The sequence below is a fragment of the uncultured Arthrobacter sp. genome (genome assembly GCF_947495145.1).
Taxonomy (GTDB): Bacteria; Actinomycetota; Actinomycetes; order Actinomycetales; family Micrococcaceae; genus Arthrobacter_D.
Genome location: NZ_CANLXP010000016.1, coordinates 26,706 through 40,699, shown reverse-complemented (window position 1 = coordinate 40,699; position 13,994 = coordinate 26,706). Strand labels below are relative to the sequence as shown.

The 13,994-nt window shown below is 63.8% G+C and carries 11 protein-coding genes and 1 pseudogene; 1 reads left to right on the top strand and 11 read right to left on the bottom strand.

The window, feature by feature from the left end:
* Positions 1–2: 2 nt before the first annotated feature.
* From Q0877_RS12225 to Q0877_RS12175, 11 genes and pseudogenes are all read right to left on the bottom strand, one after another.
* Positions 3–1,091, bottom strand: a complete 1,089-nt coding sequence (locus tag Q0877_RS12225; protein ID WP_299168175.1) for an FAD-binding oxidoreductase — start codon at positions 1,089–1,091, stop codon at positions 3–5.
* 139 nt (positions 1,092–1,230) lie between these two features.
* Positions 1,231–1,857 (bottom strand): CE1759 family FMN reductase, encoded by a 627-nt coding sequence (locus Q0877_RS12220; RefSeq protein WP_299168174.1) that lies wholly within the window; start codon positions 1,855–1,857, stop codon positions 1,231–1,233.
* 76 nt (positions 1,858–1,933) lie between these two features.
* Entirely contained in the window at positions 1,934–2,137 is a 204-nt protein-coding gene (locus Q0877_RS12215) for a DUF2945 domain-containing protein (protein WP_299168234.1), read from the bottom strand.
* A gap of 63 nt (positions 2,138–2,200) precedes the next feature.
* Positions 2,201–3,988, bottom strand: a pseudogene (locus Q0877_RS12210) (glycoside hydrolase family 127 protein); the annotation flags it as partial.
* 114 nt (positions 3,989–4,102) lie between these two features.
* A complete protein-coding gene (locus Q0877_RS12205) occupies positions 4,103–5,095 on the bottom strand; it encodes an arabinan endo-1,5-alpha-L-arabinosidase (protein WP_299168173.1) in 993 nt (330 codons plus the stop codon).
* Positions 5,095–6,597 (bottom strand): alpha-N-arabinofuranosidase, encoded by a 1,503-nt coding sequence (locus tag Q0877_RS12200; protein ID WP_299168232.1) that lies wholly within the window; start codon positions 6,595–6,597, stop codon positions 5,095–5,097. The genes Q0877_RS12205 and Q0877_RS12200 overlap by 1 nt, the downstream gene beginning before the upstream one ends.
* Positions 6,598–6,731: 134 nt before the next feature.
* The gene (locus Q0877_RS12195) at positions 6,732–7,421 is read right to left on the bottom strand and encodes a YesL family protein (RefSeq protein WP_299168172.1); all 690 of its coding nucleotides are present in this window, start codon (positions 7,419–7,421) and stop codon (positions 6,732–6,734) included.
* 1 nt (position 7,422) lies between these two features.
* On the bottom strand, positions 7,423–8,763 hold the full coding sequence (locus Q0877_RS12190; RefSeq protein WP_299168171.1) for an arabinan endo-1,5-alpha-L-arabinosidase: 1,341 nt from the start codon (positions 8,761–8,763) through the stop codon (positions 7,423–7,425).
* Between the two features lie 3 nt (positions 8,764–8,766).
* Positions 8,767–9,720 carry a carbohydrate ABC transporter permease gene (locus tag Q0877_RS12185; RefSeq protein WP_299168170.1) on the bottom strand — a complete coding sequence of 318 codons (954 nt, stop codon included), beginning with the start codon at positions 9,718–9,720 and terminating at the stop codon, positions 8,767–8,769.
* 11 nt (positions 9,721–9,731) lie between these two features.
* The gene (locus Q0877_RS12180; RefSeq protein ID WP_299168168.1) at positions 9,732–10,631 is read right to left on the bottom strand and encodes a carbohydrate ABC transporter permease; all 900 of its coding nucleotides are present in this window, start codon (positions 10,629–10,631) and stop codon (positions 9,732–9,734) included.
* Between the two features lie 124 nt (positions 10,632–10,755).
* Positions 10,756–12,096: a sugar ABC transporter substrate-binding protein gene (locus Q0877_RS12175; RefSeq protein WP_299168166.1), complete on the bottom strand. Its 1,341-nt coding sequence runs from the start codon at positions 12,094–12,096 to the stop codon at positions 10,756–10,758.
* A 350-nt stretch (positions 12,097–12,446) separates the two neighbouring features.
* Here Q0877_RS12175 and Q0877_RS12170 point away from each other — a divergent pair, with 350 nt between their 5' ends.
* Positions 12,447–13,940: a family 43 glycosylhydrolase gene (locus Q0877_RS12170; RefSeq protein WP_299168164.1), complete on the top strand. Its 1,494-nt coding sequence runs from the start codon at positions 12,447–12,449 to the stop codon at positions 13,938–13,940.
* Positions 13,941–13,994 lie beyond the last annotated feature (54 nt).

Genomic DNA, 13,994 nt, shown 5'->3' with positions numbered 1-13,994 from the left:
GATCAGGCCTTTCCGAGCTGCGCTTCCGGGCGAAGGACAGCCGGTACGACGCCGGACAGTGCGGTTTCTGCCAGCGCCTCCCCCAGTGCCGGTGCCTGTTTGAAGAGGTTATGGCCGGCAATGGCGCTGATTTTGCCGGTAGACCAGACGCCGACGCCGTCCTCGCCCCAGGGCAGACGGGTCACCCAGCAGTGCACGTAGCCGGACGGCTCTGGGTCCAGGCCCGGCAAAGCATGGCGGACATAGGTCGCTGCACGGGCGGCAAGTAACGTGAGTGCGGTGGGGTCCGAGAGGCTTCCGTCCTGCCGTACCCCGGTTGTTTCGCTGAGGCCCACCGAGTAGGAACGGTTATCGGCCGACGGCGCCGCGTAGATCCCGGTTTCCCCGAAAGTTCCGCTGCCGTCCTGGAAGGTCGGCAACGGCGTGTCAGCGTCTCCCCGTACCCGGAACGTCACCCGGGCATGGGCTGCGAGTTCAACAGGAATTTCGAGCCCTGCATCCCGCGCCAGCGGAGCCGTGCCGCGGCCGGCGCACAGGACGGCATGGTCAAACCGGTCAACGCGGGTCCCGGTACGGATTTCGACCTTCCCCTCGACGGTGTGCTGGACGGTCAGCACGTGGTCCGCCACCAGAGCGGCGGAAAGGCTCGCGGTCAGGGCCCGGAAAGCGGCGAGAGTACGGATAGTGCCGCCGTCCAGATCGAGCATGGCCTTACCCTCGAAGTCCGCGAGGATCGGCAGCGCTGATGCGAGTTGTCCCGGTGCCAGCAGCGCAAGAAGGATGTGTGGAAGGTCGCTGAGAACGCGCAGTTTGTCCTCGACACTGTCGCCGATCGCCACGGCTCCGGCATCGGACACCAGTTCCACGCCGAACTCGGCCTCCCACTGCCGCCAGAGGGTGCGGCTGTGGCTGACGAACCCGGCCAGCCGGACGTCGTCGTGGGCGTGCCGGAAGATCCGGCCGTCGCCGGCAGACTGTCCGCCGCCGGGTGTTCCGGACTCGTAGATGGTGACATCCGCGCCCTCCTTCACGAGGGCATGGGCTGTAGCCAGTCCGACGATTCCTGCACCCACCACTGCAATCCGAGTCATGGGTCCAGCAAAACATGCTTGAGCATGCCGGCGCAGCCCTGACCAACTCCGGATATCCCAGTGAACGGACGCGTTCAGTGGGAATGTCTAGACATTCCCACTGAAATCCGCGATTGGGTGGGATGTCCCGGGTGGCGGATCAGCGGCCCTGCACCTGCGCGAGAAGCTGCTCGAACGGCAGGGAGGCCTGCAGCCCATTGGGGCGGCGCGCCGTCGTCGTTCCCGCAACCATTCCGGCGAGTTCGCTGGCCGCGCGGGTGACGCGCTGGTCCAGGGCGGGCGCGCCGTCGGATCCGGTTCCCCAGTCTTCCGGACCGGCATACACGCCGGTCGAGACAACGCGGGCGCGGAGATAGGTGAAGAGCGGGCGCATGGCGTGATCGAGCATGAGTGAGTGCCGGACACTGCCGCCGGTGGCAGCGATGAGCACGGGCATTCCGTCGAGCGCGGTGTTGTCGAGGACGTCGAAGAAAGACTTCAGCAGACCGCTGTAGGAACCGGAAAAGACGGGGCTCACGACGATCAGCGCATCGGCGTCGGCGACGGACTTCAGGGCGTCCGCCAGCGCAGGCGGAGCGAAGCCCGCAACCATATTGTTGGCGATGTCCACGGCAAGTTCACGCAATTCGATGGTGGTGATGTCGGCGTGAACCTCGGCACGCTCCAGCTCGCGCCGTGCTGCCTCGCCCAGTTGATCGGCCAGCATCCGACTCGACGACGGCGATCCCATTCCGCCCGACACCACTACTACTCGGCGTGTTTCCATTGCCGGTCCTCCAGTTGCTACGTTTCTAAATGCGTTTGCATCTAGTTGAACCGGCGAAGACCGGGAAACATTCCCGCTACTGTTCGTCGAGCGCGCTTTCCTTGTGCGCCGCCTGCTTGCCCGACTTCTCGCTCTCGACGATGTAGTAGGGCTCATCCTTCGACGCGTTGAACTTCTGGCCGTCGAAGGTGAACTCCTTGTCCTTCTTCTCCACGACCTTGCCGTGCGTCTTGCCCTGCGACGTGTTCCAGGTGACCTTGGTTCCCTTGCTGAATGACATTGCCCCAGCCTGCCATCCGGAGCGGGTGCGCACCACCCCTTGAGGGATCGTCGGAATCCAGACGCGCATGCCGCCTGAGCCGCGGTTGCCCCAGCGGAAGTACGGAACGAGGTCCACGGTGAAAGTGCTTCCCCCGCCCGCCGCCGGCTCTCCCGCAAGGGGATAAGGCTCCGACGACGACGGCGGCCTGACCGCCGCAGAGATGCTCACCTTCGGAACACTGATGTCGCCCGAAACTAGCGGTTCCGAAGCAGTCACGACGGGCTGGCTTAATGGATCGAGCAGCACATCCTCGATTACGACGTCGGCGGGCAAGTCGGTCTGTTCCAGCGCGTACACGATCGGCCCTCTCGTCACCGCGAGACAGCCTCGGACGGCGTCGATATGCGGGTGCGGCGCCCGAAGCCGTGCGGGCATGTCCAGCACCAGCTCAATCGTCCCGGGGCCAACGTCGGCAAGTCGCAGGTAGCCGTCCACAGGCTCCACCTGCTCTTCCACACCGTTCACGGATAGCTCGTAAGAGCTTGCCCATCCGGGAACCCGCAGCGACAACCACGGCAGATCGCCCGCAACCTCGAGCTTGATCCGGCCGTCGAACGGGTATCCCGTCGCTACGGTCACGGACGCCTGCGGAAGCCGGATGTCGCCGGGCTCATAGAGATGCAGGTGAAGGCCGCCGTCGTCGTCGGTGGTCGCGGCATAGGAGTGAAGCGACGAAAGCAGGCGGGCAAGGTTCGGCGGACAGCAGGCACAGTCGTACCAGGGTGCGCGCCGGGCGGGCGCCTGCTCGTGTTCGCCGTCGCGCTCGGTGCGGACCTGCAGCGGGTTGGAGTAGAAGTATTCAGTTCCCGCCGGTGAGGTGGACCCCGCAACGGCGTTGTACAGGGCGCGCTCGAGCTCGTCCGCGTACTTCGCCTCACCGGTGATCAGCAGCATCCGCCAGTTGAACTGGAGGCTGGAGATTGCCGCGCAGGTTTCCGAGTAGGCGCGGTCCGGCGGCAGCTCGAAAGGGTCTCCAAACGCTTCGTCGCGATGCCGGGAACCGAGGCCACCGGTGATGTACATCTTGCGGGAGTGCACGTCGGACCAGATGCGCTTCAAAGCTTCGAGCAGGTCCTCGTCGCCGTCCTCGGTGTACAGATCCGCGACCCCGGCCGTCAGGTACAGCTGACGCACCACATGCCCGGTAGCCCCGGGGACGTCGCGCACCGGCAGATGGTCCTGGAAGTACTGGTAGCCGAACCGATCTTCGCCGACGCTCCGGTGACCGCGGGCATCGACCATGCGCCGCGCGAGCTCCAGCCAGCGGGTCTCGCCGGTGTGCCGGTACAGCTCCACGAGGGCGGTCTCGATCTCCGGGTGTCCGCAGACCGGCGGACGGCCGCCGGGCGGGAAGGTGCGCTCCACCAGTTCGGCGAAGCGGATGCCGATGTCCAGCAGGTCGGTCCGGCCGCTCGTTCGGGCCCAGGCGATGCCGGCCTGCAGTAAATGACCGAGACAGTACAGCTCGTGCCCCCACCGCAAATCGGCGAACTGCCGGTCCGGCGCTGCGGCGTAGAAGGAGTTGAGGTAGCCGCTCTCCTGCTGCGCGCGGGCAAGCAAATCCACTGTCCCGTCCACAAACGGCAAAAACTCCGAGACATCGCTGCGGCCGGCTTCCCAACCGAGGGCCTCCAGCACTTTGTAGATGTCGGAATCGGCAAAGTGGAAGCCAGCAAAGGTGTACGACGACGCTGCCTCCTTTGGCTCCGCAGCGGCCCGCATATTCGGCAGCGCACCGGATACCTCCAACTGCTCGATGCAGTGGCGCAGGCTCGCGTTGCGGTTGATCTCCTGCCAGCCACCGAGCATCCCGGCAGGATTGAAAGTTACAGCGTCGAAGCCCAGGGGCTTCAGCGTCAGGCGTTCCGGGGAACGCGGTGCTGCGGGCGTAACGGTGGCGGTTCGGGATTCCATGAGTGCTTCCTAATCCCAGCGCGCTGTGGGCCAGCCGTCGTTCCAGTTGAGGGGAACCAGACCGAGCCGGAACGCGCCGTCGAGTGTTTCATCGTAGTAGTGAAAGGCCAGTATGTCCTTGGATACGGACTGCCCGCCCGGCCCCACACGAGGGCCATCGCTCGCCAGCAAGGGTGTGCCGCCGTCGTCGAGCATGGGAACGCCGTCACGGTCCACATAGGGGCCTTCGATATTCTCCGACCGACCTACGGCTATGTTGTAGGTGCTGTCCAGGCCCTGGCAGCAGAAGTCCTTCGAGACAAAAAGGTAGAAGTAGCCGTCGCGCTCAATCAGGTACGGCGCCTCGATAGCGTTCGGCGGCGTACCCCGGTCGGCGATGGTTACAGGCTCGGCTGCCGGGTCCGCGGGCAGCCCCGAGGGCCACTGGAGTTCGACCAGTTGCAGGCCTCCCCAAAACGAGCCGAAGCTCATCCACGGTGTGCCGTCCGCATCTTCCACAATGCCGGGGTCAATCGCATTGAAGTTTTCCCCCGCCGAGGAGATCACTTCACCCTGGTCCACCCACTGATAGTCAGGATCCTCAGGGTCGAGGGTGGTGTTCGTCGCGAGCCCGATCACCGACTCGTTGCTCCCGAAAGTCGATGCCGAGTAGTAGAGGTACCAGGTGCCTGCATGCTCATAGAGCTCCGGAGCCCACAGATTGTCGACGCCGGGAACAGCCTCCGCAAGCCAGTCCGGTTTCTCCTGCCATACCTCGCCCGCGTACTCCCAGTGCTCGCCGTCGTCGGAGCGGCGGACCTGGATGTTGCCGTCCGCAACCTGCCCGTCGCCGGTGGAGTAGACGAACCAGTCCTCACCCGCGGAACCTGAGACTAGCGCCGGGTCATGGGTGAAGTAGTCGCCGCTCAACTCCCGCTCCCCTGCCGGAATCGCGGCACAGCCCGCCGTCGCGATCACCAGGGTGACCAGGACGGCGGACCAGGCTGTTGCGCGACGGTACATTAGCCGAGCGCAATCGCTGACCAGGAAACCGGCGGCAGAGTGACGGTGAGGATGCCGTCGTCGAGGACGGCGCCCTGCAGGTCCTTGAGGCCCACCCGGTTCTGGTTCTCGAGGGTGTTCTTGGCGTAGACGTCCTCATCATGCAGCGTGACCGCTTCCGTGATCACGCTCGCGGCCAGATCCTTCACATCGATCGACACGTCGATTGCGTCGGTCTGGCTGCGGTTGACGAGGAACAGTGCCGCCTTGCCGGCGTCGACCGTGGCAACCGCGTCGACCAATGGCGCGTCGCCGTAGACCTTCGTGGAGTAGGTGCCGGCGTTGATCTGCGGGCGCAGGACCTCTCCCTTCGCCAGCCGGGAAGTCACGGAGAAAGGGAAGAAGGTGGTCTGGCGCCAGGTGTCGCCACCGGGCTCGGTCATGATCGGGGCGATCACGTTCACCAGCTGTGCCAGCGAAGCGGAGGCGACGCGATCATGGTTCTTCAGCAGGGTGATCAGCAGGTTGCCGAAGACCACTGCGTCAGCCATGGAGTAGGTGTCCTCGAGCTGGCGGGGCGCTGCCCGCCACTCATCATTGACCTCGTCCGATGCCTGGTGCTCGTCCAGGTACCAGATGTTCCACTCGTCAAAGGAAAGCTTGATGGTCTTCTGCTTCTTGAGCTTGTGCTTGACGTGGTCCGCCGTGGCCACCACGGTCTCAATGAAGTACTGCATGTCCAGCGAGGAAGCGAGGTAGGAGCCGAGATCGCCGTTGCGTTCCTGGTAGTAGGCGTGGCAGGAGATGTAATCGACGTAGTCGTAGCTCTGCTCGAGGACCACCCGCTCCCACTCACCGAAGGTCGGCATGGAGGAGCCGGAGGAGCCGCAGACAACCAGCTCAAGGTCCTTGTCCGCCGTCTTCATCGCGGAAGCTGTGCGGGCGGCGATCTTGCCGTAGTCCTCAGCGGACATGTGGCCGATCTGCCAGGGTCCGTCCATCTCGTTGCCAAGGCACCACATGCGGATGTTGTAGGGGTCCTTCGCGCCGTTCGCGATGCGCTGATCACTCAGCGCCGTGCCGGACGGGTGGTTCGCGTACTCGAGCAGGTCCAGCGCCGCCTCGATACCGCGGGTGCCGAGGTTGACGGCCATCATCAGCTCGGAGTCGGTGAGCTTGCACCAGCGGGCAAATTCCTCAAGGCCAACCTGGTTGGTCTCGATGGAGTGCCAAGCCAGGTCACGGCGCACGGGACGCTCATCGCGGGGGCCGACACCGTCTTCCCAGCGGTAGCCGGACACGAAGTTGCCCCCGGGATAGCGGATGGTCGTCGAGCCGAGCTCGCGGACCAGTTCGACGACGTCCATGCGGAAGCCGTCCTCGTTCGCAGTCGGGTGTCCGGGCTCGTAGATGCCGTCGTAGACACAGCGGCCCAGGTGCTCAACGAAGGAGCCGAAGATCCGGCGGCTGACCGGCGCGACAACTGCGGACCGATCAACACGGATGGTTGTCGGGGCTTGCACGGGAAGGTCGCTGCCTTCGGCGGGTGTCGTGGCCGCCGTCGAGTCGGGCGTGGTGGTGGTCACGGTGGGTTCCTTATCTATGGTGTGGTCTGTTCGAAGTCCGGATGTAGCAAGTACAGGTTTGTGGGGCGAGGTCAGGCGGTGAGCTGGCGCGGCCTCCCGGAATGGGAATGTCGCCGGGCACCGTCGTCGTCATTCTGGATTCGGTCCTGCGAAAGGTGATCCAACCGATGACCGATGACGAGTCCGGATACGAGCAACGGCAGCGAAGCTCCGACCAGCGGCAGCAGGGCGTTGACACCGCTGAGGAGCACCGCAATACCTGCGACCGATACCAGCCAGGCGAGAGCCATTGCCGGCGAGGCGAGCGGAAGCACCAGTGCGTATCGCCAGGTGCCCAGCACTGAATCCCGGTGGCGGGAGCAAATTACGACGGCGGCACCCGCCGACACTGCCAGCCCCACCGAGACGACGACGGCGAGCGCACTGAGTGCCAGTTGCGGACCCGGCGCGGCGCCCGGGATTGCTGCAAGGTTGAGGACCGCCAGCAGACCGGCAAGGGCGAACAGGCTGCCGACTTTGTTCGCGTGGATGAACTGGGCACGGTAGGCGGTGACGAAGTCCTGAATCAGCCGGTCGCCGGAGTCGCCGGCGCGGAGGCGTGCTAGCAGCACAGTGGTAGCCACCGCGCTCGGGAAGATCCCGAAGATGCCGAGTCCGGCCAACGTCCCGGCGAGGAACAGGAGATTCAGGAGCACCAGCTGCATGACAAAGCGCAGCCAGTCCATGAGACGGCCCGCCCAGCCCGGGGTGTCGGTGCTCATTTCATGCCCCCTGGGTCCCGGAATAGACCACGCCGTGCTCGTCGATGCCGCTGAAAGACAGCGCAGCGCGGTTGCGTGAGGCGTCCCAGGAGCCGAACACCACAGCATCCAACACAGCATCGAGCCCCGCATCTTCATCGGATCCGGCGACGGCGAGCCGGACCCGGCGTGGTTCACCGGCAGAGGTGACGCCGCCGTCGTCGTGCACGGTCACGGACTGGGCTTCGACCAGATCGGTGGATTCCGGAGCAAAGCGCAGTACGCGCCACGGACCGCTGATCCCTTCAGGTGCGGGAAGCGTTTCACGGTCCGGTCCGGCGTAAGGCTGCGGCGAGACGATCGGCCAGCCATTCGCCGTGGTGAAGACCCGCCGAAGCTGAACCAGGTGCTGGGTAGGGTCTTCGGCGAAGCGGACGTGGTGCACCATGAACTGCTCCTCCACGTTTCTCTCGCCGGACGGCACAGTGAGGATTGAGTTGTGGCCCGGCGCCAGCCAGGCGGTGTCGCCGTCGAACCGATAGCTGCCCAGGATCTTGGTGCCCACGCTGTGCGGCTCGGTGTCGACGTCCGTCATTTCGGCGCCGTTCACGTCCTTGAAGGGGCCGGTGATCTCCTCGGCGACCGCAACGCGCACGTTGTAGGTGCTGAACAGCGAGTCATACGAAACGAAGAGGACGTAGCGGTCATCCTCCGCGCGGTAGTGGATGAAAGCACCCTCAATGGCGCGGTCGACGTCCGGATGCCGGCGGGCAATGCAGGTGCCGAGGTCTCCGTCGGTCAGCGCTTTGCCGGTCTCCGTATTCAGTCGCAGCGTATGGATGCCTGCGAAGAAGGAGCCATAGGTGAGCCAGGGATCACCGTGCCGGTCAAAGGTGACGGCCGCGTCGATGGCGTTCTGCGTATCCCTGCCTGCGAGCGTCCGGACCACGATCCCGCGATCCTCCCACGGGCCGGCGGGGCTGCCCGCCACCGCAAGGCCAATGGCCGACGTGCTGGAGCCGAAGGTGGACGCCGAATAATACATGTGCCATCGGGTCTCCCCCGCAGACGCAGGCCAGCGGACCACCTCCGGCGCCCAGAGGCCACGGGCACCGCTCCATTCGCGGGCTTCAGCAGGCACGCCGTCCAGCGCAGTGCCCACGTAGGTCCACTCGACCAGGTCGGCGGACGTGCGCACATGCACTCCCGCGGGAACCTCCCTTGAGTTGGCTACCGCGTCGGTCGAGAACATGTAGTAGGTGCCGTCGTCGTCCCTTACCACCGTCGGATCGTGCGCGTGGCGGGCGCCCCAGGCTTCCGGTCGGCCGGTCGGAACCGGTTGCAGGCTGTTCACGAGCGCCACTGGTCAGCCCTTCGAACCGGTCAGGGCGATGGATTCGATGATCTGCCGCTGGAACACGATGAACACGATCAGCACCGGCAGCAGCGCGACAAATGACGCCGCCATGATGAGCGGGTAGTCGGTCTGAATCGCGTACTGGGCGTTGAAGTTCGCGATGACCAGCTGCAGTGTCTGCACCTCCGGCGAATTCAGGTAGATGATCGGCGCCAGATAGTCATTCCAGACGGCCATGAACCACAGGATGAACTGCGCGGCAATCGCCGGCTTGATGATCGGGAAGATCAGACGGAAGAAGATCTGCAGGAACGAGGCACCATCGATCCGGGCCGCTTCGATGATCGAATCCGGCACTGAATTGAGGTACTGGCGAAGGAAGAAAATCATGATGATGTTGCCGAAGATGAACGGCACGATCAGCGGAAGCAGGGTGTCCACCCAGCCGATCGAGGCGAACATGGTGAATTGCGGAATCATCAGGGTGGGGAACGGCACCATGAGCGCTGCGAGCAGGCTCAGGAAGACCACGTTCTTGAACGGCATCCGCATCTTCGCGAAGGCAAAGGCTGCCAGGGCGGAGAAAAGCGTCCCGACGATCGTGACGGTGCACGCGACGATGAGGCTGTTCTGAATGCCCGTGAGCAGCGGTCCGGCGGACCAGATCCGGAGATAGTTCTCCCAGACAAACGGGTCGGGGATCCACTGGGGCGGAAGGGCGAAGACCCCTTCACGGGTCTTCAGCGATGTCGAGAACGTCCAGAGCAGCGGAGCAACCATCACGACGGCTCCCAGCGAGAGCACGATGGTCACGATGAGGTTGCCGAGGCGGTGCTTCCGCTCAGAGTTTGACGGCCTGGTGCGTGTCTTGGTGTGTGAAGCTGCGCGGGATGATGTCCGGTCCGGGAGATTCCGCTCGGGCTTGAGCGGCGGCGGAGATGGAAGGACGCGTTGGGAGGACATGGTGACCTGCCTCAGTCAATCGAGAACTGGTTGCGGCGGTTGAGCCGGAACTGGATGAAGGTAATAAGGAACACCATGAGGCCGAGCACGATCGACATGGCGGATGCGTAACCCATCTGCAGGTTGTCGAAGGCCTTTTGCCAGATGTACCAAACGATGGTGGCGGAGGAGAACTCGGGACCGCCGGTCGGGGTCATGATGTTGATTTCCACGAAGACCTGTGACCCGCCGATGACGCTCGTGACCACGAGGAAGAAGGTGACGGGGCGGACCATTGGGACGGTGATGTGGCGGAACTGCTTCCAGGCTCCGGCGCCGTCAAGGGCCGCTGCCTCATAGAGGTGGCGCGGCACTGACTGCAGAGCGGCCAGGTAGAGCAGCATCGAGAAGCCGAGGCCCTTCCAGATCGCCATGATGATCAAGGCCGGTTTCACGGTTGCGGTGTCCTGCAGCCAGTTGGGGCCGTCGATGCCGACGAGCGCCAGGATCTGGTTAATGAGACCGAAGTCGCCGTTGAAGGCCCACTGCCACAGGATGGCCACCGCCGCGATCGAGGAGATCACGGGGACGTAGTAGATGGTGCGGAAGAAGGTAGAGCCGCGCATCTTCCGGTTCATGGCCAACGCCAGAGCCAGGGAGATCACCAGCCCGATCGGAATCCCGAGCATCAGGAAGAACGTGTTGTACATGGACTCCAGGAAGTACGGGTCCTGCACCATGGCGATGTAGTTGTCGAAGCCGCTGAAGACAGGGGCGGTCAACCCGTTCCAGTTAGTGAACGAGGCGTAGACGGAGAACAGCATCGGATAGAGGGTGAACAGCAGGAACCCGATGACCGGCAGGGCAACGAACGCCAGCGCAGTCAGGTGTTCCTGCCGGTGGAGCCGGGATCGGCGCGCGGTGGTGGACATCTGAAATCCTCGTTGATTCAAGAACGTATGGGTCTGCCCGGCAGGAGCCTGGCTGGAGAGGTGCTGCGGCCGGCCTTGGCGCGGCCGCAGCACCCGGATCGGATTAGCCTTGAACGCGCGGCACCTAGCCGCCGATGCCTGCCTGCTGGTTCGCCGAGTCAAGGAACTGCTGCATCTTGGGCTGCGCTTCCTTCACGTATTCGGCCGCAGTCTTCTCGCCGTCCAGCACCGGCTGGATGTTGGTGAAGAATTCGTCATACCACTCGGCGTTGTACGTGAGCTCGCTTGGCAGCGGGCGGCCGTAGTCGCGGACAATCTGGAGGAACTCCCCCTTGTTGGCGGGCTTGGTGCTATCGTCACTTGCCCATTCCTCAGCCATGTCCTCGAGGTTCGGGATCTGGACTCCGGCGTCAGTGAGGGTCTGCTGTGCTTCCTCATTGGCGGAGAAATAGGTTGCGAGCTTCGCCGCTTCCTCCGGGAGTGCCGAGGAGTTGGAGACGGCAATCCCCAGCGTGCCGGTATAGGTTGCGGTCTCGCCGGTAGCACCGACGGGGTAGGGAATCAGGTCATATTCGAACGGCAGGTCCTCATAGGTGGCCAGATCCCAGGGCCCGACTGGGAAGAAGCCGATCTCGCCCTTCATCCATCGCTGATACGTGTCCAAAGTCTGTGCTTCGCCGGCAGATGGCGTGACTTTGTGTTCGTTCTGCAGGTCGGCGAACCACTGCAGCGCCTCAGTGAATTCCGGTGTATCGATGGTTACCTGGGTGCGGTCTTCGTTGAGCCACGACCCCCCGTTGGACCAGACAAAAGCCGGAAGGTTCCAGGTGACGTTGAGGCCGGTGCCCCATTGGTCGAGCTTTCCGTCACCGTTGTTATCCTTGGTCAGCTGCTTCGCTACGTCGACGAATTCTTCGAGGGTGTATGGCTTCTCAGGATCCGGCAGCGGCACCCCAGCTTCCTCGAACATCGTCTTGTTGTAGCCGAAGGAGAACGGCCCAACGTCCTTGGGGAGCGCATAAATTGCGCCTTGGCCGCTGAGCTCTCCGTCGAAGCGGTAGCTGTCTACGCCGTAGTCCCAGATGTTGTCCAGGTCGATGTTCTCGGAGCCCTCAACGTACTCGGTGATGTCCTTGATGATGCCGTTCTGCACATAGGCCTGGACCTCGCCGGGGCTGATGTAGAACACGTCGGGAATCTGCCGGCCGGAGATGGCCGCCTTGAGCTTGGTGCTGTACTGGTCTGCGGTGGTCTGGATCATTTCGACCTCGACCCCGTTGTCCTCCTCGAACTGCGCGACTGCCTGTTCGTAGGCCTTCTTGTCATCAGGCCCGCCGCGGTACATGAAGGTGAGGGTATTGTCGCCGTCTTCGCCTCCGCCGGCAGCGGCGGCACATCCGCTGAGCAGGAAGCTTGCCGCCGCTGCTGCGGCGATGGTCTTGGTGATGGTACGTGACTTCATCATCACGTGGTCCTTCCGGTTAGAGGGTGGGGCGGCACACCAGTTCATCCTGGTAGCGAGGCCGGAGTTACAACGTTGATTACAACGTTGAAAACGAGAATGGCATAGATCACATCCAACCGTCAACAGTCTCCGCGAAAGTTTCCGACTGGGGATGCCGGAGGCCCCGCGCGACCGGGACCGCGATACGTTTCCGCTGGGTGATAGCACTCATGCCTAATGACACCGTTTAACCGCTAACGCCCGGCCGAACCGCTATCAGAACGCATCCACCCTTGACGCTACAGAGAACCTCTGCAATATTTGCAACGTTGTAATTTTGCAGCGCATCCCTGAACGAAAGGACCGTGATAATGGCGTCACGATCACCGCAAAGCCAGCGCCTTACCAAAGCAACAGCAGTTTTCACCAAAGCAACAGCAGCCATCGGCATAAGCGTCGGGCTGATCTTCACCGGCACCGCCACTGCTCCGGCAGTGGCGGCCGACAACAGCCAGAACTCTTCCCAAACGTGGACCGGCCAGGGCAGACCGTTCACGGAAGACCTTCCCGGCGGCAAGACCGTGGTGGGCCAGACCTCCCCCATCCACGACCCCGCCCTCATCATCGACGACGACGGTACCTGGTACGTCTACTCCACCGGCCTGGTCAACAGGGAAAACGGCGGAACCATCCAGATCTGGTCCTCTTCTGACGAAGGCACCACGTGGGAGTACACCGGCACGGTCTGGGACCGGATTCCCGCCTGGATCGATAAGCACTTCTCCGACGGAGAGCTTCCCGGCAACCTCTGGGCACCCGAGATCTACGAGAACGACGGCACGTTTTACCTGTACTACTCCGCCTCCCGGTTCGGCGGAAACAATTCCCTGACCGCACTCGCCACCAACACCACCCTCGATCCCGAGGATCCCGACTATGAATGGGTCGACCAGGGCCTGGTGGTCTCCTCGCCCGCAACCGGCCTAGATCCGAACAACCCGGGCAAAACGTTCAACGCAATCGACGCCGGCATTGTCGAGGGCGAGGACGGCAAACCATACATGGCGATCGGCTCCTTCTGGTACGGCATCTTCCTGGTCCCGATCGAGTGGCCCAGCGGAAAACCCGTTGAGAACTGGCAGTCCCAGACCGTAAACATTGCCGACCGGTTCATGCCGGGCAACCCCATCGAGGCCCCGTACATCACGAAGAACGGCGACTACTATTACCTCTTCGTCTCCTTCGACTCCTGCTGCCGCGGCGGCGACTCCACCTACAAGATCGCGGTTGGCCGGTCGAAGTCGGTCAAGGGACCGTACCTCGACAAGGACGGCCGGGACATGTTCGGCGGCGGCGGTACGGTGGTGCTCGACGCCCACGGCGCCATCACCGGGCCGGGCGGTCAGTCTGTCTTCGGCGACTATCTCGCCTTCCACTATTACGACGGCGCCAACAAGGACATCCCCTACTTCCCCACCCTCGGCCTCCAGAAGATCGACTGGGTCGACGGCTGGCCCGAGTTCAACCTGACCGTTGAACCGCCAAAGGTGACACAGGCTCCAAAAGATGACGCCGCCGTCGTCGGCGGTAAGGCGACCTTCCGCGCCGAGGCGACGGGCACACCGGCCCCGGTGGCGCAGTGGGAGACGTCCGCGGACGACGGCGCCACCTGGCAGCAGGTGGGGGACCAGCCCCGCACCATCAACGCCGGGGACAACCTGCGTCGGTCACAGCTGACGCTGAAAAACCTGACGGCAGCGCAGGACGGGCTGCTGGTGCGGGCCGTGTTCGCCAACGCACACGGATCCACAGCCACCGAACCGGTGACGGTCGATGTGCGGACGCCGCGCGCAGGCCGGCGCTAGTTCCCAGCAACACCCCTCGGCGTTCCGAAGCCCGGTAACGCGATATTCTGCCGG